26 protein-coding genes are annotated in these 21,176 nt (G+C 39.2%); 19 read left to right on the top strand and 7 right to left on the bottom strand.

What is annotated here, in order from left to right; translation table 11 throughout:
• Window positions 1-91: 91 nt before the first annotated feature.
• Complete coding sequence (locus A9Y75_RS12410) at window positions 92-1,315, top strand: type II secretion system F family protein (protein ID WP_071189870.1); 1,224 nt, start codon at window positions 92-94, stop codon at window positions 1,313-1,315.
• Window positions 1,316-1,391: 76 nt separating this feature from the next.
• Window positions 1,392-1,955, top strand: coding sequence for a hypothetical protein (locus A9Y75_RS12405; RefSeq protein WP_071189869.1), 564 nt, complete (start codon window positions 1,392-1,394; stop codon window positions 1,953-1,955).
• Window positions 1,956-2,085: 130 nt separating this feature from the next.
• On the opposite strand, the gene A9Y75_RS12400 is transcribed toward A9Y75_RS12405, so the two are convergent.
• A complete protein-coding gene (locus A9Y75_RS12400; RefSeq protein ID WP_071189868.1) occupies window positions 2,086-3,081 on the bottom strand; it encodes a saccharopine dehydrogenase-like oxidoreductase in 996 nt (331 codons plus the stop codon).
• Window positions 3,082-3,264: 183 nt separating this feature from the next.
• Here A9Y75_RS12400 and A9Y75_RS12395 point away from each other — a divergent pair, with 183 nt between their 5' ends.
• The 7 genes from A9Y75_RS12395 to A9Y75_RS12365 all read left to right on the top strand — a co-directional run bounded on the left by A9Y75_RS12395 (window position 3,265) and on the right by A9Y75_RS12365 (window position 7,307).
• On the top strand, window positions 3,265-3,510 hold the full coding sequence (locus A9Y75_RS12395) for a hypothetical protein (protein ID WP_071189867.1): 246 nt from the start codon (window positions 3,265-3,267) through the stop codon (window positions 3,508-3,510).
• A complete protein-coding gene (locus A9Y75_RS12390; protein WP_071189866.1) occupies window positions 3,507-3,953 on the top strand; it encodes a type II toxin-antitoxin system VapC family toxin in 447 nt (148 codons plus the stop codon). The genes A9Y75_RS12395 and A9Y75_RS12390 overlap by 4 nt, the downstream gene beginning before the upstream one ends.
• Window positions 3,954-3,986: 33 nt before the next feature.
• Window positions 3,987-4,175 carry an addiction module component gene (locus A9Y75_RS12385; RefSeq protein WP_071189865.1) on the top strand — a complete coding sequence of 63 codons (189 nt, stop codon included), beginning with the start codon at window positions 3,987-3,989 and terminating at the stop codon, window positions 4,173-4,175.
• Window positions 4,176-4,193: 18 nt separating this feature from the next.
• The gene (locus A9Y75_RS12380) at window positions 4,194-4,613 is read left to right on the top strand and encodes a XisH family protein (RefSeq protein ID WP_041458292.1); all 420 of its coding nucleotides are present in this window, start codon (window positions 4,194-4,196) and stop codon (window positions 4,611-4,613) included.
• Complete coding sequence (locus tag A9Y75_RS12375) at window positions 4,601-4,939, top strand: XisI protein (RefSeq protein WP_071189864.1); 339 nt, start codon at window positions 4,601-4,603, stop codon at window positions 4,937-4,939. Before A9Y75_RS12380 ends, A9Y75_RS12375 begins: the two co-directional genes overlap by 13 nt.
• A gap of 94 nt (window positions 4,940-5,033) precedes the next feature.
• Window positions 5,034-5,738, top strand: coding sequence for a hypothetical protein (locus A9Y75_RS12370; protein WP_071189863.1), 705 nt, complete (start codon window positions 5,034-5,036; stop codon window positions 5,736-5,738).
• A gap of 96 nt (window positions 5,739-5,834) precedes the next feature.
• The gene (locus A9Y75_RS12365; protein ID WP_071189862.1) at window positions 5,835-7,307 is read left to right on the top strand and encodes a Fic family protein; all 1,473 of its coding nucleotides are present in this window, start codon (window positions 5,835-5,837) and stop codon (window positions 7,305-7,307) included.
• A gap of 429 nt (window positions 7,308-7,736) precedes the next feature.
• Here A9Y75_RS12365 and A9Y75_RS27565 read toward each other — a convergent pair whose 3' ends face one another.
• Entirely contained in the window at window positions 7,737-7,949 is a 213-nt protein-coding gene (locus A9Y75_RS27565; RefSeq protein WP_143046408.1) for a hypothetical protein, read from the bottom strand.
• 105 nt (window positions 7,950-8,054) lie between these two features.
• Here A9Y75_RS27565 and A9Y75_RS12360 point away from each other — a divergent pair, with 105 nt between their 5' ends.
• Together A9Y75_RS12360 and A9Y75_RS12355 are read left to right on the top strand one after the other, a co-directional pair.
• Complete coding sequence (locus A9Y75_RS12360; protein WP_071189861.1) at window positions 8,055-8,309, top strand: hypothetical protein; 255 nt, start codon at window positions 8,055-8,057, stop codon at window positions 8,307-8,309.
• Window positions 8,306-8,650: a type II toxin-antitoxin system RelE/ParE family toxin gene (locus A9Y75_RS12355; RefSeq protein WP_071189860.1), complete on the top strand. Its 345-nt coding sequence runs from the start codon at window positions 8,306-8,308 to the stop codon at window positions 8,648-8,650. Before A9Y75_RS12360 ends, A9Y75_RS12355 begins: the two co-directional genes overlap by 4 nt.
• 28 nt (window positions 8,651-8,678) lie before the next feature.
• On the opposite strand, the gene A9Y75_RS12350 is transcribed toward A9Y75_RS12355, so the two are convergent.
• Both A9Y75_RS12350 and A9Y75_RS28445 read right to left on the bottom strand, forming a co-directional pair.
• Window positions 8,679-9,011, bottom strand: a complete 333-nt coding sequence (locus A9Y75_RS12350; protein ID WP_071189859.1) for a type II toxin-antitoxin system PemK/MazF family toxin — start codon at window positions 9,009-9,011, stop codon at window positions 8,679-8,681.
• A complete protein-coding gene (locus A9Y75_RS28445; protein ID WP_177176168.1) occupies window positions 9,001-9,177 on the bottom strand; it encodes a hypothetical protein in 177 nt (58 codons plus the stop codon). The genes A9Y75_RS12350 and A9Y75_RS28445 overlap by 11 nt, the downstream gene beginning before the upstream one ends.
• Window positions 9,178-9,481: 304 nt before the next feature.
• Between A9Y75_RS28445 and A9Y75_RS12345 the strand changes: the two genes are divergently transcribed.
• From A9Y75_RS12345 to A9Y75_RS12335, 3 genes are all read left to right on the top strand, one after another.
• The gene (locus A9Y75_RS12345) at window positions 9,482-9,748 is read left to right on the top strand and encodes a type II toxin-antitoxin system ParD family antitoxin (RefSeq protein ID WP_071189858.1); all 267 of its coding nucleotides are present in this window, start codon (window positions 9,482-9,484) and stop codon (window positions 9,746-9,748) included.
• A complete protein-coding gene (locus A9Y75_RS12340; protein ID WP_071189857.1) occupies window positions 9,745-10,047 on the top strand; it encodes a type II toxin-antitoxin system RelE/ParE family toxin in 303 nt (100 codons plus the stop codon). The genes A9Y75_RS12345 and A9Y75_RS12340 overlap by 4 nt, the downstream gene beginning before the upstream one ends.
• Before the next feature lie 271 nt (window positions 10,048-10,318).
• Window positions 10,319-10,846: an NADAR domain-containing protein gene (locus A9Y75_RS12335; protein WP_236721389.1), complete on the top strand. Its 528-nt coding sequence runs from the start codon at window positions 10,319-10,321 to the stop codon at window positions 10,844-10,846.
• On the opposite strand, the gene A9Y75_RS12330 is transcribed toward A9Y75_RS12335, so the two are convergent.
• A complete protein-coding gene (locus tag A9Y75_RS12330) occupies window positions 10,833-12,290 on the bottom strand; it encodes an NAD(P)/FAD-dependent oxidoreductase (RefSeq protein ID WP_071189856.1) in 1,458 nt (485 codons plus the stop codon). The two genes, A9Y75_RS12335 and A9Y75_RS12330, sit on opposite strands and share 14 nt — an antisense overlap.
• A 668-nt stretch (window positions 12,291-12,958) precedes the next feature.
• Between A9Y75_RS12330 and A9Y75_RS12325 the strand changes: the two genes are divergently transcribed.
• The 4 genes from A9Y75_RS12325 to A9Y75_RS12310 all read left to right on the top strand — a co-directional run bounded on the left by A9Y75_RS12325 (window position 12,959) and on the right by A9Y75_RS12310 (window position 19,002).
• On the top strand, window positions 12,959-15,703 hold the full coding sequence (locus A9Y75_RS12325; RefSeq protein WP_071189855.1) for a GAF domain-containing protein: 2,745 nt from the start codon (window positions 12,959-12,961) through the stop codon (window positions 15,701-15,703).
• 821 nt (window positions 15,704-16,524) lie between these two features.
• Window positions 16,525-17,295 carry a hypothetical protein gene (locus A9Y75_RS12320; RefSeq protein ID WP_071189854.1) on the top strand — a complete coding sequence of 257 codons (771 nt, stop codon included), beginning with the start codon at window positions 16,525-16,527 and terminating at the stop codon, window positions 17,293-17,295.
• Between the two features lie 241 nt (window positions 17,296-17,536).
• Entirely contained in the window at window positions 17,537-17,785 is a 249-nt protein-coding gene (locus A9Y75_RS12315; protein WP_015214059.1) for a hypothetical protein, read from the top strand.
• Window positions 17,785-19,002 carry a murein transglycosylase A gene (locus A9Y75_RS12310; protein ID WP_071189853.1) on the top strand — a complete coding sequence of 406 codons (1,218 nt, stop codon included), beginning with the start codon at window positions 17,785-17,787 and terminating at the stop codon, window positions 19,000-19,002. Before A9Y75_RS12315 ends, A9Y75_RS12310 begins: the two co-directional genes overlap by 1 nt.
• Before the next feature lie 97 nt (window positions 19,003-19,099).
• Here A9Y75_RS12310 and A9Y75_RS12305 read toward each other — a convergent pair whose 3' ends face one another.
• A complete protein-coding gene (locus A9Y75_RS12305; protein WP_071189852.1) occupies window positions 19,100-19,969 on the bottom strand; it encodes a DUF5895 domain-containing protein in 870 nt (289 codons plus the stop codon).
• Between the two features lie 127 nt (window positions 19,970-20,096).
• Window positions 20,097-20,591, bottom strand: a complete 495-nt coding sequence (locus A9Y75_RS12300) for a YraN family protein (protein WP_071189851.1) — start codon at window positions 20,589-20,591, stop codon at window positions 20,097-20,099.
• Window positions 20,592-20,605: 14 nt separating this feature from the next.
• Here A9Y75_RS12300 and A9Y75_RS12295 point away from each other — a divergent pair, with 14 nt between their 5' ends.
• The gene (locus A9Y75_RS12295; RefSeq protein WP_071189850.1) at window positions 20,606-21,109 is read left to right on the top strand and encodes a pentapeptide repeat-containing protein; all 504 of its coding nucleotides are present in this window, start codon (window positions 20,606-20,608) and stop codon (window positions 21,107-21,109) included.
• The last annotated feature ends 67 nt before the right edge of the window (window positions 21,110-21,176 follow it).

Raw genomic sequence — 21,176 nt, 5'->3', positions numbered from 1 at the left:
CAAATTACAAATTATGAATTACCAATCCTCAACCTCTAAACTTTTCAATTTTCAATTTTCAATTTTCAATTTTTAATTTTTAATTGATATTATGCCTACTTATCTTGCTCGTGTTCGTGACTCCCAAGGAAAATCCCGCACTGAGAAATTTGTTGCTGATTCTTTGACAGACGCTCGGACTAATCTTAGAGATAAAGGTTTTGTTGTCCAAGAATTGAAAGAATCTCAAAGCTTGGCTTCAATCCTTGATTTCAAAAAATTTCAGAATTCGTTGGTGAAAGTTTCTGTTAAAGATAAAGCTGTTTTCTCTCGTCAATTTGCTGCGTTGGTAAATGCAGGTGTGGCAATTGTCAGAGGATTGGGCGTACTTTCTGAACAATGTAGTAATCCCAAGCTCAAACAAGCTCTGATTGAAATTGGTAACGATGTGCAAACTGGAGTTAATCTTTCAGATGCCATGCGTAAACATCCTGACTGCTTTGATGGTTTGTATGTCAGTATGGTTCAAGCTGGAGAAGTCGGTGGTGTACTTGATGAAGTATTGAATCGTCTAGCCAAATTATTAGAAGATGTAGCTCGATTACAAAACCAAATTAAATCAGCATTGTCTTATCCAGTGGTTGTAGGCTTTTTAGCCACCGCGATTTTTGTGGGGATGACTGTTTTTCTAATTCCCATTTTTGCGAACATTTTTGCAGATATTGGAGTAGAATTACCTCCTCTAACCCAATTTTTGATGACTTGCAGTAAAATATTACGAAGTTGGTGGTCTTTAGCAATTATTGGGGCTTTTATGGCACTTTCCTTTGCCTATAAACAGTATTACAAAACTCGTGTTGGTAAAGAAACTATTGACCGCCTTTCTTTGAAAGTTCCTTTGTTTGGTGACTTGATTCAAAAATCTTCAGTAGCTCGTTTTAGCCGGACTTTTGGTTCTTTAACTCGTTCAGGTGTACCGATTCTAACTTGCTTGGAAATCGTGCGAGATACATCAGGAAACCAAGTAGTTGCTAATGCCATAGATGCAGCCCGTTTAGATGTTCAACAAGGAGGTATGATTAGTATTGCATTGCAAAAAGATGCAGTTTTTCCGCCTATGGCAATTCAGATGATGAGTATCGGCGAAGAAACTGGGGAATTAGATGCTATGTTGATGAAAGTTGCCGATTTCTATGAAGATGAAGTAGAACAGGCAGTTAAAGCCCTAACCAGTATTTTGGAACCGCTGATGATTGTGGTTCTTGGGGGGATGGTTGGTACAATTTTGTTAGCAATGTATCTGCCTATGTTCAAGGTATTTGAAACATTGGGCTAAAAAAATCAGTGAACAGTTATCAGTGAATAGTGAAGAGACTGATAACTGATAACTGATAACTCATAACTGAAAAATTATGCCTGTACAAAAATCTGTTTATGAAGCTAGTTTAGCTGAGTATAGCAATCATTTAGCTGCGATCGCTCTCCTCAAACAACATCGTCCCTATTTGGAGATGATTCCTAGTCTCCGTCGTCCTTCTGAAAGTGTCATTACTATCCCTTTACCAATAGTCCGTATCCGTAATATTGAAGCTAAAACTTCACAAACGACAAATTTACCCTGTGATATCGCTATTATCATGTGTGACCCGGAATGGAAAATCAAAACCGGTGTAGAGATTTTAGTTTTCATTCATCGTCCCCATGAGGACTTTTCTGATTTATTGGGAAGATGGCGCAAAAGTCAAGTGTTATTAGATAAGGAATATGAATGGTTAATGCACCCTCGTCACAGTCATATTTTGAGTGAGGGTGCAAATACTATTTATCCTCTGTTTGTGGTGTTCAAAGAAACATCAGAACGCATCCAACGGGGTCTTGTGGGTGCTGAACTGCCTTTTATTATCCAAACACCCCCCTCTGTGGTTGAAGAAGAGGTTACAGCGTCTTTTTCATCTTCCGAACTTCCACCAGCTTAGACTAGGTAACAGGTAATATCATGTCCGTTAAATTGACCATGATCAAAAATGCCAGATAACAATGTAGAGACGTTCCATGGAACGTCTGTACAATATTTACGGGAAATGTCTATTACCCATCACCCATCACCTATTTTACAAACTTAGGCATAATTTCCGCTGCTGTAAATAAGCCAGAAATGCCCCGTTGATGCAATTCCTGACCAGCTTTAAGATAACCAAAGGCGGGACCGCAGACGTTAGCGGCCATGCTGGTTTCATCGCCTAATGTAAAGGTGTGGGTGGAAATTTTACCCTCAAAGGTGCGTCCGGTAATTTTCACATTGGTACTCAGGGGCTTTTTGGGGTTGCGGGTATCAACTACACCACCAACAGTCACTCTATCCCGTGAACAAATTCCGGCTATTTCTAACATTACATCATCGGCGTGTTCCATGTTTTCCAAGGTCAGCACACCGTTGGTTTTATCGAGTAATGCTTCTACCTCTGCGTCAGTCATGGCTCTAGCAGCTTCTACACTATAACCAGGCATATGACCAATATCTTCCCGAACCGTAGCGCGGTAAGCTTCCCAGTTAGCAATTCCCACGCCAAAGGTAATTACTACATTGTGAATTTCCGCGTAACTTTGGGCGGCTAAAGCGGCGGCGGCGGTTAACAGTCCGGGAGTTGCACCACAGCCTGTCATGTAAGTAATTCCCGCAGCTTGCAGTTCATCTTTCATTCCTAAAAGTTGTTCAACTGCACTGGTGCGTTTAATAGCATCCACTAGCACACCTTTCCAACCTGCTTTGATAAATTCTTTAGCCACGTTGGGGATAAAGTCGTTGGGGAGGTTGGGTAAAGCCAGGAAATAACCATCTACAGCGTCACCAGTGGCTTGAATAAGGTCTTGAATGCTGTTATTGCTTAATGTACCGAAGGGTTCTAAATAACCGACTGTTCCCTGTTTTTGGTAGGTGGTGATGCAAGCATCGGTGTTTAAGCCTTCTGTGGAGTAAGCGTAGCCTTTTTGGTCTGCGGCTGCAACTAGAATCATTTCCCGTTTGCTGGAGAGGAGTTTTGCTGCTGCTTGTCCGAGTCCACCAAAACCGAGAACTCCGACGCGGATAGGTTGTGTGTTCATAGGGATTTTTCTGTGTTGGTTAATGGTTAATTATGCTTTATTTTGATTAAAGTTTCGCGCAAAGACGGGAAGGAGCAAAGGCGCAAAGAAGATACCTTGATTTAGAATATAGTGATAATGGGGAATGACTGATTATAAAATGACTATTGTTACAGCCTATTTTGTACAATCTTAAATTATGTTATGTTGCGAGAAAAGCTCAAGCAAGAATTAGATCATCTCGATGAAGAACAACTGGAAAAAATAGCTGATTTTATAGCTTTTATTCAGTTTCAATCTCAAAAGTTTTCTGACACTACTCCAGTATGGCAAAAATTAACACCAGAAGCAAGGGCGAGTGAGTTTCGAGATTGGGTTTCTCAACTTCCTGAAACTGGTGTGAGTCTGAGTGATGAAGCTTTTTGTCGAGATAGTATTTACGAAGAATGACGAGATATATTCTTGATACAAATGTTGTGATGCGCTTCTGTAATCCTTCTGATGTTCAGCATCACCTCGCAACAGAGGCTATATCTCGCTTACTCGCACAGGGAGATGAATGTTTTTTAACAGCACAAATACTGGTTGAATTTTGGGCTGTAGCTACACGACCAGTAGAAGTTAATGGTTTAGGGTGGACTGTGGAAAAGACGCGCAAGACCATAGACCAAGTTCTGAGGCGTTTTCCATTACTGAAAGAGTCAGAAGATATTTTTCCCAATTGGTTAAATTTAGTAACTACTAATAAGGTAATGGGTAAACGCACTCATGATGTGCGTATTGTGGCTGTTATGCTTGCTTATCAAGTTACACATATTTTAACTTTTAATCCTAGTGATTTTGTGCTGACGACAGGTATTGTGATTGTGCGTCCACAGGAATTGTTAAGCTGATAATTAGTTTACTATAGGGAGATGGAATAATTTATGACTATTGAACAATTAGAAGCTCAAGTCCTGGCTTTACCAAAAGATTCTCTAGTATTATTAGTAGCTCGTTTGATTGAACATTTAGGACAAGTTGGAGACATTGATCAACAAGTTGCTGAGGAATGGATACAAGAAGCAGAATTACGGGATGAGGATATGAGTAATGGTAAAATTTTATTGGAGTAGGCGAAAGTAGTTTTCATTATGCCAGCTAAAGACATCTATCACAATACTGTAAAAAATGCACTTATCAAAGATGGTTGGAAAATTATCCATGATCCTTTGCGGATTCGTTTAGCGAGAGGTAAAAATCTATTTGTTGATTTAGGTGCGGAGAGATTATTAGCAGCAGAACGAGAAACAGAAAAAATAGCTGTTGAGGTGAAAAGTTTTACTCGTCCTTCGGATATGAAAGATTTGGAAGATGCTGTTGGTCAATTTGTTTTGTATGATCATTTATTAGCTCGTTATTATCCTGAATATAAGTTATTTCTGGCTGTGAGTGAAAGCACTTGTAAAACGGTTTTTGAAGAAGAAGCTGGTCAAACTTTAATTGAAGATGGTGTTATTCGTTTGTTTAGTTTCGATGCTGAACAGGAGGTAATTGTCAAATGGATTCCTTAACTAATCAATATCGTCAAATAATTCAAAAAATTCTCGAAGAATATGCTGATTTTCTGGGCAATGATGAACAGGTGAAAGTTGAATTGGTGTTAGATGAAAAAAATGATCGTTATTTATTAGTAGAAACTGGTTGGGAAAATGGTTATCGTATCTATGGAACTTTATTACATCTTGATTTAATTGATGGTAAGGTTTGGATTCAACATGATGGAACTGAAGAAGGAGTAGCTAATGATTTGGTTGCTGCGGGAATACCAAAAGCACATATTATTTTAGGGTTTAAAGCTCCTGAGATCAGGAAATATACGGAGTTTGCTGTTTTTTAGGTAAAAATTTGTTAATTACAGGTTAGATTAATCGCGTATTTGTGTACTATAAGAAACAGGGGTGAATGTATGATTAGTTTACTTTAAGGAGATTATGGACAACATAGTAACTCGATTCCATCTAAATGCTGGTCCTCTGCACGATCAAGCAAAAAATTACTACTACGTGAATTCTACGTTTCACAACGACCACGGAATTAGTGATGCAATTCCCGCTATTTTGTTTTCAGCTATGTCTATTGAGGCATTTCTAAATGAGTTGCCGGAACTAGCCACAGCATATACAAAACCAGAGGAAGAACCAGAAGATTTTGCAAAAAAACTTGCAACACTATTAACCACCGTTGAGGAATATAACGGACAAATAAAACTCAAGCTTGAGGTAACTTACATAGCTATATCAGGTGAAAGACCAAATCAAGGTTTTCAACCCTACCAAGATTTTGTTCATCTATTCAATGTGCGTAACGAATTAGTTCATCTCAAGCCTAAAGATGAATTTACTTTAAAGCTTGATAGTGATGATCCTCCTTCTTCAAAGAGGAAAATATTAAACAAATTATCAGGACTAAATATTCTTCGTGAACCAAGCACTTACAAAGATCCTGCTGGTACAAATAAAGATTGTCCTGTGCCTTTATTGGAAAGGATTAGTACAAGTAATGCTGCTAAATGGGCTTGTAATACAGCAGCTAAAACAGTGCAAGACATTGTAAACAAGATGCCTCCTGATTCCAAATTCAAAGCTTATTTGAAAAGAAATTATACTAATAACTATTTTCAATTAATAGAAGATTAGTGATTTTATCGAAAAATTTTGATGTTTATAACCATATCTGAGACTACACAATTGTAGATTTTTTTAACCGTACTATCAAGTTTTTGGAGATTATTCATGCAGTGGCAACCAATAGAAAATTTACCATCCAATTGGGAAGATTTAGCAAGTTCTGAATTACCACCTTTAGTCACTGTTTGGAATGAACAAGCAGAACGGCTGCGTTCTTCTGGAGAATTTAAAACCTTTATGGAAAGGTTATGTCGAGAAATTGCAATTGAAACTGGAATTATTGAAGGACTATATACCCTAGACAGAGGAATCACCCGTGTACTAATTGAACAAGGAATTAATGAGGCTCTTATTGCTCATAATCCTAATAATCTTGGTAATCCCCCAATCAAGCAAATTGTATCTCTTATCCAAGATCAAGAAGCAGCGATCGAAGGATTATTTGATTTTGTTGGTGGAGGGAGAAGCTTATCTACTTCCTACATCAAAGAGTTACATCAACTTCTCACGCAGAATCAAGACAGTACAGAAGCAAAAACACCAACAGGACAAATTATTCGTGTTCCTCTGAACAGAGGTGACTGGAAGAAGCAACCTAATAATCCAGAAAGAAAAGATGGCTCTATAGATGAATATTGCCCTCCAGAACAGGTTGCTTCCGAAATGGATAATTTGATTCAATGGCATCATCAACATAGAATAGAACAAATTCCCCCTGAAGTGGAAGCAGCATGGTTACATCATCGCTTCACACAAATTCATCCATTTCAAGATGGTAATGGTCGTGTGGCTCGCTGTCTTGCTAGTTTAGTTTTTCTGCAAGCTAGATGGTTTCCTTTGGTTGTTACAGGTGACGAAAGAGCAGCTTATATTGGAGCTTTAGAGCAAGCAGATCAAGGTGATTTATCAAACTTGATTAACTTGTTTGCTAAAAGTCAAAAACAGGCATTTATTCGTAGTCTTGGTTTATCTGAACAAATTTTGTCCGAAACACGACGCGCTCAGGCTGTTATTGCTTCCATAGCTAACAAAATTAGGCAAAATCAATCACCCACTATTCCAGATCGCCGTCAAAAAGTTGAAAGTTTTGCGACAAATCTTTTTAAAATTGCATCGGCTCGTTTAGAAGATATCGCTACCGAAATTAAGTTATCTGTTCAAAATCTAGTAAGTGATGCTGAGAGTTTTGTGGTTCAGGCTGCTGCTGGTGATCCTAAATCATATTATCATCGCTTCCAAGTTGTAGAAACAGCTAAACAATTAGGTTACTTTGCTAATATTCGGACTTATCACAGTTGGATACAATTGGTGATTAATGTAGAATCATCAACAACAATTCTACTTTCTTTTCATGCAGTAGGACACGAGTATCTCGGACTACTTGCTTGTTCTGCTTGTGCATATCACAGAGATAATACTGGAGAAGGTGAACGAAATATTAGTGATATTCAAGCCTTAACAGATTCTCTATTTCAGTTTTCTTATGCTGATGATGAGAGTAACCTGACGGAACGTTTTAAGAAGTGGTTGGAAGATGTTATTGTTACTGGTTTAGAGTATTGGAATAAGAGTGTTTAACAAAAGAGTAAGAGCGATCGCATTTCTGGTGTAGGGTAAGAGCGATCGCATTTCTGGTGTAGAGTGGAGTGATGTAGAGTTAGGAGCGATCGCATTATTTGGTGTAAAGTTAAGAGGGATACCTTCGGTAAGCTTCGCTAACGCATTTCTGATGTAGAGTTAGGAGCGATCGCATTATTTGGTGTAAAGTTAAGAGGGATACCTTCGGTAAGCTTCGCTAACGCATTTCTGATGTAGAGTTAGGAGCGATCGCATTATTTGGTGTAAAGTTAAGAGGGATACCTTCGGTAAGCTTCGCTAACGCATTTCTGATGTAGAGTTAGGAGCGATCGCATTATTTGGTGTAAAGTTAAGAGGGATACCTTCGGTAAGCTTCGCTAACGCATTTCTGATGTAGAGTTAGGAGCGATCGCATTATTTGGTGTAAAGTTAAGAGGGATACCTTCGGTAAGCTTCGCTAACGCATTTCTGATGTAGAGTTAGGAGCGATCGCATTTCTGCTGTAGAGTTGAGAGCGATCGCATTATCCGATGTAGAGTGAATAGCGATCGCATTATCCGATGTAGAGTGAATAGCGATCGCATTTCTGGTGTAGAGTTGAGAGCGATCGCATTTCTGATCTAGAGTTAGGAGCGATCGCACTATTGATGTAAAGTTGAGAGTGATCGCAGTTCTGGTGTAGAGTTAGGAGCGATCGCATTTCTGATATACAATAATATCTAGAAACCTTTCCCAAAATATACGGTTATGGCGATAGTTGTTTCCCTGAGTCCAGAATTAGAAGCTAGACTGCGAGAGAAAGCAGCACAACAAGGACAAGATATTAGTTTTGTCGCGGCTGAATTGCTAGAGAATATCCTAGACTGGGAATTACAAGACTCAGAAGCAGCTATTAAGGGTATTCAGCAAGGATTAGAAGACTTTGAAGCAGGTCGTTTTCGTTCCTTGGATGATTTTGCTGATGAGCAGCGTCGTAAATATAACCTGCCAGTAGATTCATGAAATACCGTATTGAAATCTCTAGCACAGCAGAAGCAGAAGCAGACAAAGCATTTTTACAGATATCTCAAATAACTTCTCCTGAAAAAGCAAGCCAGTGGTATGCAGAGTTATTAAGATTAATTGAGTCTTTATCACAAATGCCAAAACGATGTTCTGTAGCTAGAGAAAATGATTATTTTAGTCAAGAAATGCGTCAGATAATTTATGGGAAAGGACGCAACGCATACAGGATAATTTTCACAATTTTGGAAGAAAAGGAAGTTTCTACAGTTCGTATTCTTCATATCCGTCACGCAGCACAGCAGACAATTGGTGAAGCACCTGAATCTGATGCAACGTAATTGCATTTCTGGTGTAGAGTGAGAACGATTATTCAGCATCATCTTGTAAATCAAATGCGAATTTAATCGCTTGCTGAATTTCGACCATAACTTCCTCTGGTAAGTTGCCCAATTTTCTCTCTAGTCTTACCGTTGGAATAGATCCAATACCTTGAACATTCGCTGTAGAATCCCGTTCAAGAAATTGTAGTCGAGGTAGTGCAACCTCATAAAGACTTCCCCTATTTTGGGTAGTTAGTGGTACATAAATTACCAAAGCTCTTGGTGGGTCTGGGTCATTACGGGATACAATCACAATTGGGCGTGTTTTTGCTGCTATACCCAAATCAGCAAGCCAAATTTCACCAAGCTTAGGGTTCATCTAACAAATCCAAAACTTCCTGCTCTACTGTACGGGTTCTGAGAATATCTAAAACATCCTGATCTGCCATTTCGATGATTTCTAGAATACAATAGCGAACTTGTTCTGCTACAGCAGGTTGCCAGTAACTTAACTTTGTATTTAGTTCTTCAATTAAAGCATCCATAATAATTCTGTATACTTCTAACTATCAATATTAAACTAATTTTCAACCAAAGTACATTTCTAATTAATATAGATAAAAGAGCGATATATTTGGTGCGGTTATCTACGCATTATTGATGTAGAGTTAGGAGCGATACCTTCGGTGCGCTATCTCTGCGAGTCCCGTCAGGGATACGCTAACGCATTTCTGAGGTAGAGTGAAGAGCGATACGTTCGGGAAGTTTCACTAACGCCTTGAGAATAATTAAATTTTTGGAGTTATATTACAATAGTTATTATCTACAGTCAACTTAACCAAAATTATTATGAGTATCAGTCTCACACCTAAGCAAGAACACTTTATTCAAACAAAACTGCAAACTGGAAAATACCACTCTGTAGAAGAAGTTATAGAAATCGCTCTCCAGTTGCTAGAAGAGTATGATCGTTCTGAGACAGAATGGGTTAAAGAAGTGCGTGAAAAAATTGATGCTGCTATTGCAATTTCAGAACACACAGCACCTATTGACGGTGAAACATTTGTAAATCAAATTTTAGATCGTTTTCAGCAACAGCGACAGGTACAAAAATGAATCGTTACGTTATTAATATTCTCGCTAGTCGTGACCTGAACGAAATTGCTGAATACTTCTCACAAAACAACCTAGAAGCAGGGGAAAAATTTTTTCAGGAATTTAATCACAAATGTCAACAATTAGTTTCCTTTCCAAATAGTGGTAAAAGCTATTCAGGAATACGTCCTGATTTGCAAGGATTACTCCTTGAAGGTTATATAATTTTTTATAGAGTGTTGGATGATGGAATTGAAATTTTACGAGTAGTGAGTGGTCGTCGTAACCTTCCCTCTGTTTTTGATGATTCTGAATTGTAAATTTAGAGAGATAGTTTCGGTAAGCTTTACTAACGCATTTTATGGATGTAGAGTTAGGAAAGATCGCATTAGTTGATATACAATAATATCTATAAACCTTCCCCAAAATATACGGTTATGGCGATATTTGTTTCCCTTAGCCCAGAATTAGAAGCTAGACTGCGAGAGAAAGCACTTTCTTAAGTCGCGTATATCTCAGCACTCTTCATGTCTGAGTTTTACGCTAACCGAGGATTCAGATAAAATTTAATATATAAACAGCAATTTTGAAATGACTATTTACTTTTACAAAGTGTGGCAGCCCTATGGCTGTTTTTCTAACTTTTCTCCCCACCCCATCGAAATTCAGAGTACTTACTGGCCAACAGTTGAGCATTATTATCAAGCCCAAAAGTTTGTGGGCAGTGAGGATGAGGTAATTATACCCTTAATCCATGCGGCTGCAACTCCTGAAGAAGCTGCCGCTTTAGGACGTTGTAGTAAAAATCGACTACGTTTGGATTGGGAGTTAGTCAAAACTCAAGTCATGCGAGAAGCAGTTTTCAAAAAGTTTCTCACTCATTTGGAGATTCAAGAAGTACTTTTGGTAACAGGTAATGAAATTCTGGTGGAAAACTCACCCACAGATTATTTTTGGGGCTGTGGTGCGGATAAAACCGGTGAAAATCATCTTGGTAAAATCCTGATGAGTGTGCGTGAAGAAATCCGTCAGTTACTTTCTTTGTCAGTAACTCCCGCCGTAGGAGATGCGGCGGGCAGGGCAAACGCAAGTATAAACTTAACAATCAAAAATCCATAATTTTTTTGGCATCACGAGTATAAACTTTTTGGTTATACTCATGCCATTGTTGATTTGAAGTTTGGGGGAATCTTGTCAACGTTGCTGCTTGGATATATGCAACAAATGGGCGGCGTAAATGTTCATATTGGGCAAATTGTTGACTAATTGCTTTTATATCATGCCAATAATTCTGCTTGGCAATATTAGCAATTATTGTCACTACTGCTAGTGCATCTTCTAAACCTTGATTTGCACCCTGCGCCATAAATGGTGGCATTCCATGTGCTGCATCCCCAACTAATACAACTCGTTCTTTACTCCATGCAGGTGTAATTGTACCAGCATCAGTTTCATTGCTAGTGTGGTGAATATAGTAAGGACGTTGCTGTATATTTGCAGGTGGAGAAATTGCCACTAATTCTTTTAAGCTGCTAGGGAAATCTGCTTTTTCTAATTCTTGTAAAGCTAAATCAATTAAATCCTGTCCAGATTTATTTTGCAAAGATTCTAAAGTTACTGGTAGATGGATTACATACCCAAATTGACCTGGCTGCCTGGAAAATAACATCATTCTTGGCTCAATCACATCTGGAGAATTTTCCGATATGCAATCATTACTGATGGTAGCAATAAAAGTATCTTGCAAAAATGTATTTACTATTTGAGTTTGGACTTGATTGGGAAGATCCTTGATATCTCTGCACGTTATAGCGGCAAAGCCAGAGTATTGAGGTTTGGCAAAAACAGAGTAGGGGGTATCTTTATAGATGACTTGACGAACATTAGAGTTAATTCCATCTGCACCAACAATTAATTTGCCACGAAACGTTTTAGATATTAATTTGGGAGGTAAGTTATCTATATTTTGAGTTGAATTATTAGCTGGGGTAGAATTTTCCTCCCAATAGGCATAGGGGTTATCTTCAAACCTACCATCAGATACACACTCTAGCCGCACACAACCATTTTCTGGTTCATCAACTAAATGAATACAACGATGGTTAGCTTTTACAGTTTCTGGAGGAATAAGATTTCTCAGGGTAGTTTGTAATTCAAACCAAGCTAATGATAATCTACCTTCCCCATAATCTTTAAACCAGTCATCAAATCCCAATGGAATTGACCTAATTAACTGACCTTGGAGATTTTTGTAAACCCATTGAGGTGAAGTTTTAGCGTTTTTTTTATGATCAGATTGCGGAGGAGAAAGTAACTTAATAGCATTATCTTTTACTGCTGTATAGGCATTTGCATCTAATTCTTTTAGTGCTTTTAATCCATTAGGTAACAGGTCTAACACCTGACCAACCGGACGAAAAGCACGAGTTTGATCAATTATGAGGATATTTTCTATCCCCCGCTGGCGTAAACCAATAGCAGTTGCTAAACCAACAGGCCCAGCACCAACGATGATTACATCATAGATTTCTTGAGGATTTGTAATTGTGTTATGTTGTGACATATTGTTTCTAAAATGAATAGTAGGAATTCAGAAGTTAGGAGTCAAAATAGAGTTAGTATAACTTGTTAGTAGATTATTAAGATCATCCCATTGCTCCCTACCCAAGGTATGACTAAGCAGTCCGGCATAAATATTTTTCGGGGGGATAAGGCAGGTAGCAGGGAGAAAGAGAATTTTAGCCTAGTACCGCTTTCTCGGAATTAAAAATTAACAATTAAAAATTAAAAAAGCAGATGATACAAGTTTTTTAGCAATTTTTAATGGTTGGTTGATTTACGCCGTTGTGTACTAGTTTATATTCCTTTACATAGTTTGGTTTGTTTGCGCCAATCTACTTACACTCACTACGCCATAGCTGCGCTCTCTTCTCTAGGTTTTATCAATACCTACGGCTCCCGTAAGAGATACAGTTGGTGTGCTAAGTAGATGGGCGATTGCTAGAAAACTTTATAAAAAATATATCCTTTTAGTGTAACCAGTATGAACCAAGGAAAAAATAAGTATTTTTACGGAAATGGTTAAAAAAATCTAGAACTAAAATTTGTTATATGTAGTTAAAATAAGCTTAAGTAAATAAAAGATAATAAATCGACCAGGGTTAAAACTATAAATTCATCTCAGGGAACAAGTTTAAAAAAATTATATTTTTGATAAGGTGAAGACTAGGAATGACTTTTACCGATAAGCCAAACGGTTTGCAGCAAAGCATAGAGCAAGAAAATTTACTGCACCGGATGATCAAACAGATTCGGCGATCGCTCGATCTCCAAGAAATATTAACAAACACGGTGACTGAAGTTCGTTCATTCTTGGCAACAGATAGAGTCAAAATATATCGGTTTGACGCTGATGGCAGTGGTGAAGTTATAGCTGAATCCAATTATATGCAGCGTCTGCCATCTCTATTAGGGCTGCATTTTCCTGCCCATGACATTCCCCAACCAGTCAGAGAAATGTTTTTGTTAGCGAGGCAACGCTCCATAGTAGACGTGCCTGGAGGCACAATCGGCTTATCGCCACTTAAGTCAGCAAAAAATGGCAAACCCTTACTCACACAGAATATTCACTATCGGCAAGTAGACCCATGTCATATTCAATATTTACAAGCGATGGGTGTACAGTCTTCGTTTGTAGTCCCAATTTTAGAATACGACCCAAAAGGACAAGCAACACAGCCGAAACTGTGGGGATTACTCGTATCCCACAACAGCCAACCGCGAACAATTTTGAGACGAGAACTCAAAGTAGTACAGCAAATTGCAGATCAGGTAGCGATCGCTATTTCTCAAAGTAACCTACTCAGTGAAGCCAGAGGCAAGCAACAATGTGAAGCCATCATTAACCAAGTCACAACCCTTCTACATCAACTACCAACAATTCAACTACAAGAAGCCCTAGAAGCAACAATTTCCTCCTTTAGTGGTATTGGTGGCAGGCTTTATATTGAACAAAGCGGCGAACTATATACCTGCGGTGAACAGCCACAACTACCTTATGAATTAGCAAATAGTGTAATTGAACAGCATCCCCTGTGGCAAAACTGGATGGCTGAGTATAAACCAGGGCAAATTTGGGCGATTCCCGACCTTTATAAAGCATCACATTTGCGAGTTTTAGCCCTGGCCTTTCAGCCTACTCCGATTCGGGGGCTAATGGTCGTTCCCCTACACTACCGCGAAAATTTCATTGGTGTGTTAAGCATTTTTCGTCCAGAATTTGATAGTCAAGTCCTCTGGGCAGGAAGAAACGACCAAAACAGGTATCAAGAATTACCGCGCCTGTCTTTTGACGTTTGGCGAGAGGAAAGAAAAGGCCAAGCACCAGCATGGACACCTGAAGAAATCACCCTAGGACAAGCTTTATCACAAAACTTCTCAATGGCAATTCAGCAACAGCAAACATACCAAGAACTACAGTTATTGAATGCCAACCTCGAAGTCAGGGTACATGAACAAACCGCTGAAATAGAAAAAACCTTGATGCTGACTAAGGCACTCAAGCAAGTCACAGATCAAATTCGCAGCACCTTGGACTTGAATACAACCCTACAAACGATTGTCCGGGAAGTCCGTCCTCTACTAAATTCTGATCGGGTGCTAATTTATCAGTTACGAGGGGAAACTGAAGGTGAGGTGATTGTAGAAGAGGTGAATGGTAATTGGCAGTCAGTTTTGGGGCTGAAGTTATCATCGGAATGTTTTCCTAACGAGTATACCCGTCTTTACTTACGTGGCAGGGTGAGGATGATTAACAATGTGACAACAGATACCCTGAGTGCTTGTCATCGAGAATTCTTGGCAAGTATGCAAGTCCAAGCCAACCTGATCGTCCCCATTAAAATGGGCAGTCAACTTTGGGGTTTGCTGGTTGCCCATCACTGTGAATCTCCTCGGATTTGGCAAGATGCAGAAATTGATTTGTTACAGCAGTTAGCAGACCAAGCAGCGATCGCTATTCAGCAAGCCCAACTCTATGAACAAAGTTGTACAGCCGAAGCTAAAGCCACAGCCAAAGCTGCACAATTAGAGCATACCTTACATCAACTTCAAGAAACTCAGGCTAAATTAATTCAAACCGAAAAAATGTCTGGTTTAGGACAGTTAGTTGCAGGTATAGCCCACGAAATTAACAACCCGGTTAACTTTATCTATGGCAACCTCTGTCATGCCAGCAACTATACCGAAGACCTACTCAACCTTTTACAACTTTACCAGTCTCATTATCCCCACCCTCATAGTGAAATTCGTTCCACTATCGAAGCCATAGATTTTAATTTTCTCATCCAAGACCTACCAAAAATCATGTCATCCATGAAAGTAGGATCAGATCGCATCCGTTCTATAGTCCTATCATTACGCAATTTCTCCCGTCTCGATGAAGCAGAAAACAAGTGTGTTGACTTACATGAAGGCATTGATAACACTTTATTGATTTTGCAACATCGACTCAAAGCACACAGCTATTTTCCTGCCATTGAGGTGATCAAAGACTATGGGAAATTACCAAAAGTGGAATGCTATGCCGGACAAATGAATCAGGTATTTATGAATGTCATTAACAATGCTATTGATGTCTTAACCGATGATATAGAAGAAAGAGTAGAAACAGCAGTTATCAAACCACCACCAACTATTCGTATTTCTACCAGAGTATCAGCCCAAAATTCCTATCTGTTAGTTAGTATTGCAGATAATGGACCAGGCATGAGCGAAGAAGTTAAAAAGCGGATTTTTGACCCCTTTTTTACTACTAAGCCAGTCGGTAAAGGTACAGGATTAGGATTGGCAATTAGTTACCAGATTGTTGTAGAAAAACATGGTGGACTCATGGAGTGTATATCAGCACCGGGAAAAGGTACAGAGTTCTGGATTGAAATTCCTCTCAAATTTCAAGGAGAACACAATAATTCGTAATTCGTAATTCGTAATTCGTAATTCGTAATAATACACAGAACTAAGAGGATGTTTTAAAAGTATTGTATGAAACACCAAAAGCCTCAGAACCTAACCCCCCAGCCCCCCTTCCCTACAAGGGAATGGGGGTTTTAAAGCCTCTCTCCTTGTAGGAGAGAGGTTTGGAGAGAGGTTTTAAGTATATATTTTGACTTTACAAACATCCTCTAAACTTTACAAATATCCTCTAAAGTTTTAGGGAATAAGACACTTTCTATTAAGAGTTCCCTGTTCCCTTTTTTTGTAAAGTTTCATTGCAGAAATTTCTGCCTTGATCTACACGTGCTATTCTAATAATTGAAGCTAAAGAAAAAGCTTCCCTGGCAGATAAAACAGCTAGTAGAGTGAAAATTTAGTAAAAAGGTAAAATCGCTGTTGAAATCAAGTCTGTCTCGTCTAAACAACATAACACCCAACGCGAACGCTGATATTCTCTCGATAGATTAAAATCAGAGGGCGCTGTGACTAATCTTCATAACTTGTTTATCAAGGGTATGAAAGGTAGTACATCCCTAGATAGAATCAATAAGAGGAGAGATAAACCAAGCTAGTAGATGTTGGGTGTTATTGTTTGTAATTAGAGAGCAGTGACAGTGATACTGTAGAGACGTTCCGGCGGAACGTCTATGCTTAATATTTGATAGCGTGGCGTAAGCCATATTTTGATTTTCAGTTTGTAGCTCCTGCAACTTGTAATCTGCTGTAGCTGGTAACTGACCCAATTTCATGGAAGTAAGTTTGTACTATAATTGAATAGCAACAGACATTTAAAATAGCCCTTTATGTCAATAATTGCGCTCAGAGCGTGGTATCTACAGGATTATGAGCCAATTGCAGAATTGGAAAAACGTCCCCCAGACATTCGTTTGAGTAAAAAAAGCTTACTCAAATCAGGGTTGCGTGCGGACTTTTTGGAAGAAAGTGACGAAGTTAAAGCATCAACTTGGTTTAGACGGTATCTGGAAGGAGAAAATACAGAATTTTATATTGAGGGTAGTGGTGGTTATTGTGTAGCTAACATTGACTTGATTAGTCATGAAATTTATTTTACTAAACAGGCGTTGTTAGCTCAGTTAGAACCAACTATTTTTTTCTGCTCTCAAACTGAGTATGCAACAGCAAGTGATCTGCTCAGAGAAGAACTACAAGAAAGTTTAAAAACTTTAAACACAAAATCCCGTTTACCCCTAACATTAATAGAATCATCTCGTCCCAGTAATGCACCTCTGCGGCTAAACCAAGCCATAATAAGGAAAATTAGGAAGAGTTTATTATTTATTGCAGATACCACACCTATCACCAGCCTGGAGGGTAAAGAAACTCATCAACTAATTCCCAGTTCCAATGTCTGCGTAGAAATCGGTTACGCTATCGCCAGTAAACGGTCTGAACAAATTTTACTAGCACAAATGCAACGCCCAGAATTAGAAGGACAATTTCCCTTTGATTTACCCATGCAGCAAATTTTACAATTTCAAGACAGTGGAGAATTAAATAAAATCCTCACCGGCTCTATTACCACACAGTTAGCACGATTTAAATTATTTTTTTGAATTTTTTTCCAGCAATTAACGTCATACCCAGATCCCCAACAGCTTTGATAAGTCAGGGATCTATTCTATAATCGCGGGAACTGTTTTCGGGGCAGGAAGCGTCATGATGCCCAAGGAAGTAAAAGTTCTGAAATCTGGCGATACTTGGGTATATCTGCGACTTCTCCCGTATACTTCCCCTTTTCATCGTGAGGTAATCTGGTTAACAATGAGTTGGATGTATTAAAAATGATGTGGATTTATGCCTAGAACTCCAAACGAATATGCCGTTTTCCTCCTATTGGATAGCGGCCATCGGGAAGAAGTGCGTTTTCCTACTATTCAAGAGTTTCAGAAGTGGTACAGTGGGGAGCTTGTGCCAAAGTCAGCTTCTAATGATTTTATTAGCGTACCCATTAAAAATATTCAAGGGGAATATATGGTGGTACGTCCATCTCGAATCGTGGGTATTCGGGTAGAACCGATTTTTAGTTCTAGTATTGAAAGATGATGAGAAAAACCCTTGCTTTGCTATCCTTGAGTTTAGGAATTGCCTTTGTAAATCCACTTTGGTCAGTTGTTGCTCAAGTTCCAACTACACAACCGATACCAATACCGACGACTCCTGAAGTCTTACCACCACCACTGCAACTCGTCAACGTGCAAACTGCTTGTACCCCTCAAAATTGCTTGGGTTGGGATGAGCAACTTTGGGGTAAACAGGGAGATAAACAAGCACTGCTAACTTCAATAGATAATAGTTTGCGTTACTTAGGAACGAGTAGAGCGATCGCTATTTATCAAAATTATCCAATCAAAGAGATTACCCTAGATCGTGTGCGTCGCAGTTTGTTACGCTTTCGGCAATTGGTTGTCAGTTCTACCTCAGCAGCCCAACTACAAGCCGCTGTGAGTCGGGAATTTGTCTTTTACCAGTCTGTAGGCAATGATGGCAAGGGTACTGTCAAGTTTACAGCTTATTACGAGCCGGAGTATACCGCCAGCCGCGTGAGAACTTCAGTATATAAATATCCCTTGTATCGAGTTCCGGCAGATTTTAAAGAATGGGCTAAACCTCATCCAAAACGAATTGATTTAGAAGGTAAAGATGGTTTAAAAGGGAATAAAAGCAAGTTGCGTGGGTTAGAAATGCTTTGGTTCCGCAATCGCATGGATGCATACATGATCCATATCCAAGGTTCAGCCCAAATTAGATTAACAAATGGCAAAAGAACCTCTGTAGGCTTTGCTGGGGGAACAGATTATCCTTGGACTAGCATCGGCGGAGAACTAGCAAAAGATGGTAAATTGCCACTTAGCGGTTTAACAATGCCTAAGTTACTGAGTTATTTCCGTCAAAATCCCAGAGAATTAAATAATTATTTACCACGCTGGGAAAGGTTTATTTTCTTTCGAGAAACTAACGGTGCAGCAGCTACAGGCAGTATTAACGTTCCTGTAACAGCAGAACGTTCCATTGCTACAGATAAATCTCTCATGCCTCCTGGCGCACTAGCACTGATTAACAACTCATTTCCTTTTGCTGGAAAAGGTGGCAAACTGGAGTCTCGGAGAGTTAGTCGTTTTGTCTTAGATCAAGATACAGGCAGTGCGATTAAAGGCCCAGGAAGAGTAGATTATTTCATGGGAACTGGTAAACTAGCAGGCGATCGCGCAGGCATTACAGGCGGTAACGGTTCACTGTTCTATTTACTACTCAAGCAATAGGAGTCAGGAGTCAGGAGTCAGGGGGCAGGTGACAGGAGGCAGTAGGTAATTATTTCTCTCCATCACCGCGTCGCCCCATCTCCCCATCTCCGCGTCTCTAATATGGTGGATAACCAAATTCATCATCATCGGCATACACATAAGAATTGGTGACACCAGCCATTTCCACCTTAGAAATTTCTGGTTTAATCACTTCTTTAGCAAATTCTTTGTGTTCTTCAAAAGCCTGACAAATAATTGCCGATTCAGGAGAATCTGAGGCAATCATATAATCAGTTAAAGTTGAGACTGTGGGATGTTTGTAATCTACAGTTGAAGCCACCAAAGCTGTATTTGGTTCAATTCCTCTTTCTTCACATTCAATGATTGGGCAATAAATTCCATGAGCATGGAATAAAGGACCCTTTGGAGTCACAGGTTTCTTTTGGAACGCAGCATAAGCTTTTTCTAATTCCGCTACGAAACCCCCGATGGCTCTACCTTGTTGGTATTCAGAATAATTTTTACCAAAACTAGCGCCGGCTGAACCACTGAGAGTTAATTGTAGAGGTGATTGATGTAAAAACTTTTTATCTTCACCTACTAAAAAAATTAGATGACGAGTAAAAACTTTAAACTTCAGTTTATCAGCTAAAAAAGCATCATAATTATCCTTAAATGTACCCAATTTAATCCCCGTTTCTCGGTCTTTAACAGATAATGGACCACGACGCACAATTACTAATCGGGGAGTAGTGCTAATAAACACCGTTTCCATTCCCGAACTAAATTCATGGTCTATCTGTTGCCAATTATCATCTGGTTTAAAACCAACAGCTTGGGCATTATCCTGGCTAATTGCCAAACCATAACTCTGTAAACCATCTGTTCCATAACGAGGATTGATCATTAAACCCCAGGGAAGGACTTGAGAAGGTGGGGCGTTAAATTTTTCGTCTTCAAAGTCGAACTTAGCAGATGCTTTCATCATTTTAGAATAAAAACGTGTTTAATTTTACAATTTTAACTTTTGTACCATCCATCGAAGACATCAGGCACAGTCTGACTTAGATTGTAACAACTAGGGAAAAAATATTTTCCAGATCGGCACAATACTATAGCTCAAAAGCAGCTGGAATATATTCTTGCAGTTGCAAAGTGAGTTCATTTGTGGATAAACTTGCGATCGCTTCAGGAATAGCAGTAACTTTACCCTGCTTCTTTAATACCCGTTGACAAAATACAATAGCCACATCAAAGCGGCATGGGTAATCAGCCTTTTCAGGATATTCAGCCAAAAACATTTCTGCTGTGCGCCAGAGTTTTGCTTGCTTGTGTGGGGTGATAGCGGTTCTACCTCCGGCATCCCAATTACCTACACTGCGGGTTTTCACTTCTACAAATGCCAGGATTGAGTCTTGATTGTTGGTATTTGGGAAGGTTGCTGTTTCGGTTTGCTCGTGATACTGGGCGATAATATCGATTTCACCCCAGCGAGAAGAAAAGCGACGGTGCAGAACCTCCCAACCTGTAGATTGTAACCATTGGGCTACTAGGTCTTCTCCTAAATGACCAATATCTGGATAATTAGATCGTGGAGGTTTAGACATTAATTAAAAATACCATGAATACTAAGTATCGAATTTGCTCAATTATACTCAGTTTATTGTTGTGGGTAATCATTCCCATGACAGCATTAGTAGGTGTAACATCAACGGCGTTTGCGCTGGAGTACAACAAAGAAATCCTCGTAGAAGCTGATTTTTCGGGACGTGATTTAACAGACTCCAGCTTTACCAAAGCTAATCTCCGTCAGAGTAATTTTAGTCATGCTAACTTGAGTGGTGTGAGCTTTTTTGCAGCGAATCTCGAATCCGCAAACTTAGAAGGGGCTAATCTTACAAATGCTACCCTGGATTCTGCGCGTCTGATTAAAGCAAATTTAACTAATGCAGTTTTAGAAGGTGCATTTGCAGCCAGTGCCAGATTTGATGGTGCTATAGTTGACGGAGCAGATTTTACTGATGCACTGCTGCGTTTAGATGAGCAAAAAAAATTGTGTAAGATTGCCAAAGGCACTAATCCCGTTACAGGTAGGGATACGCGGGACACGTTATTTTGCCCCTAGTTGCCCAGGAACATTCAGGTAATAAATACTTCAGAGAGAAAGCTCAGTAATCAGTAATCCGTCTGTT

This window comes from Trichormus sp. NMC-1, assembly GCF_001858025.1.
GTDB lineage: Bacteria > Cyanobacteriota > Cyanobacteriia > Cyanobacteriales > Nostocaceae > Anabaena.
The sequence above is the reverse complement of the archived record's forward strand: the minus strand, read 5'-3'. Positions and strand labels throughout refer to the sequence as shown.

What these genes read in the sequence shown, in the direction of transcription:
- A9Y75_RS12410 (WP_071189870.1), top strand. Translation starts at nt 92, where the DNA reads ATGCCTACTTATCTTGCTCGTGTTCGTGACTCCCAAGGAAAATCCCGC.
- A9Y75_RS12405 (WP_071189869.1), top strand. Translation starts at nt 1,392, where the DNA reads ATGCCTGTACAAAAATCTGTTTATGAAGCTAGTTTAGCTGAGTATAGC.
- A9Y75_RS12400 (WP_071189868.1), bottom strand. Translation starts at nt 3,081, where the DNA reads ATGAACACACAACCTATCCGCGTCGGAGTTCTCGGTTTTGGTGGACTC.
- A9Y75_RS12395 (WP_071189867.1), top strand. Translation starts at nt 3,265, where the DNA reads ATGTTGCGAGAAAAGCTCAAGCAAGAATTAGATCATCTCGATGAAGAA.
- A9Y75_RS12390 (WP_071189866.1), top strand. Translation starts at nt 3,507, where the DNA reads ATGACGAGATATATTCTTGATACAAATGTTGTGATGCGCTTCTGTAAT.
- A9Y75_RS12385 (WP_071189865.1), top strand. Translation starts at nt 3,987, where the DNA reads ATGACTATTGAACAATTAGAAGCTCAAGTCCTGGCTTTACCAAAAGAT.
- A9Y75_RS12380 (WP_041458292.1), top strand. Translation starts at nt 4,194, where the DNA reads ATGCCAGCTAAAGACATCTATCACAATACTGTAAAAAATGCACTTATC.
- A9Y75_RS12375 (WP_071189864.1), top strand. Translation starts at nt 4,601, where the DNA reads ATGGATTCCTTAACTAATCAATATCGTCAAATAATTCAAAAAATTCTC.
- A9Y75_RS12370 (WP_071189863.1), top strand. Translation starts at nt 5,034, where the DNA reads ATGGACAACATAGTAACTCGATTCCATCTAAATGCTGGTCCTCTGCAC.
- A9Y75_RS12365 (WP_071189862.1), top strand. Translation starts at nt 5,835, where the DNA reads ATGCAGTGGCAACCAATAGAAAATTTACCATCCAATTGGGAAGATTTA.
- A9Y75_RS12360 (WP_071189861.1), top strand. Translation starts at nt 8,055, where the DNA reads ATGGCGATAGTTGTTTCCCTGAGTCCAGAATTAGAAGCTAGACTGCGA.
- A9Y75_RS12355 (WP_071189860.1), top strand. Translation starts at nt 8,306, where the DNA reads ATGAAATACCGTATTGAAATCTCTAGCACAGCAGAAGCAGAAGCAGAC.
- A9Y75_RS12350 (WP_071189859.1), bottom strand. Translation starts at nt 9,011, where the DNA reads ATGAACCCTAAGCTTGGTGAAATTTGGCTTGCTGATTTGGGTATAGCA.
- A9Y75_RS28445 (WP_177176168.1), bottom strand. Translation starts at nt 9,177, where the DNA reads ATGGATGCTTTAATTGAAGAACTAAATACAAAGTTAAGTTACTGGCAA.
- A9Y75_RS12345 (WP_071189858.1), top strand. Translation starts at nt 9,482, where the DNA reads ATGAGTATCAGTCTCACACCTAAGCAAGAACACTTTATTCAAACAAAA.
- A9Y75_RS12340 (WP_071189857.1), top strand. Translation starts at nt 9,745, where the DNA reads ATGAATCGTTACGTTATTAATATTCTCGCTAGTCGTGACCTGAACGAA.
- A9Y75_RS12335 (WP_236721389.1), top strand. Translation starts at nt 10,319, where the DNA reads ATGACTATTTACTTTTACAAAGTGTGGCAGCCCTATGGCTGTTTTTCT.
- A9Y75_RS12330 (WP_071189856.1), bottom strand. Translation starts at nt 12,290, where the DNA reads ATGTCACAACATAACACAATTACAAATCCTCAAGAAATCTATGATGTA.
- A9Y75_RS12325 (WP_071189855.1), top strand. Translation starts at nt 12,959, where the DNA reads ATGACTTTTACCGATAAGCCAAACGGTTTGCAGCAAAGCATAGAGCAA.
- A9Y75_RS12320 (WP_071189854.1), top strand. Translation starts at nt 16,525, where the DNA reads ATGTCAATAATTGCGCTCAGAGCGTGGTATCTACAGGATTATGAGCCA.
- A9Y75_RS12315 (WP_015214059.1), top strand. Translation starts at nt 17,537, where the DNA reads ATGCCTAGAACTCCAAACGAATATGCCGTTTTCCTCCTATTGGATAGC.
- A9Y75_RS12310 (WP_071189853.1), top strand. Translation starts at nt 17,785, where the DNA reads ATGAGAAAAACCCTTGCTTTGCTATCCTTGAGTTTAGGAATTGCCTTT.
- A9Y75_RS12305 (WP_071189852.1), bottom strand. Translation starts at nt 19,969, where the DNA reads ATGAAAGCATCTGCTAAGTTCGACTTTGAAGACGAAAAATTTAACGCC.
- A9Y75_RS12300 (WP_071189851.1), bottom strand. Translation starts at nt 20,591, where the DNA reads ATGTCTAAACCTCCACGATCTAATTATCCAGATATTGGTCATTTAGGA.
- A9Y75_RS12295 (WP_071189850.1), top strand. Translation starts at nt 20,606, where the DNA reads ATGAATACTAAGTATCGAATTTGCTCAATTATACTCAGTTTATTGTTG.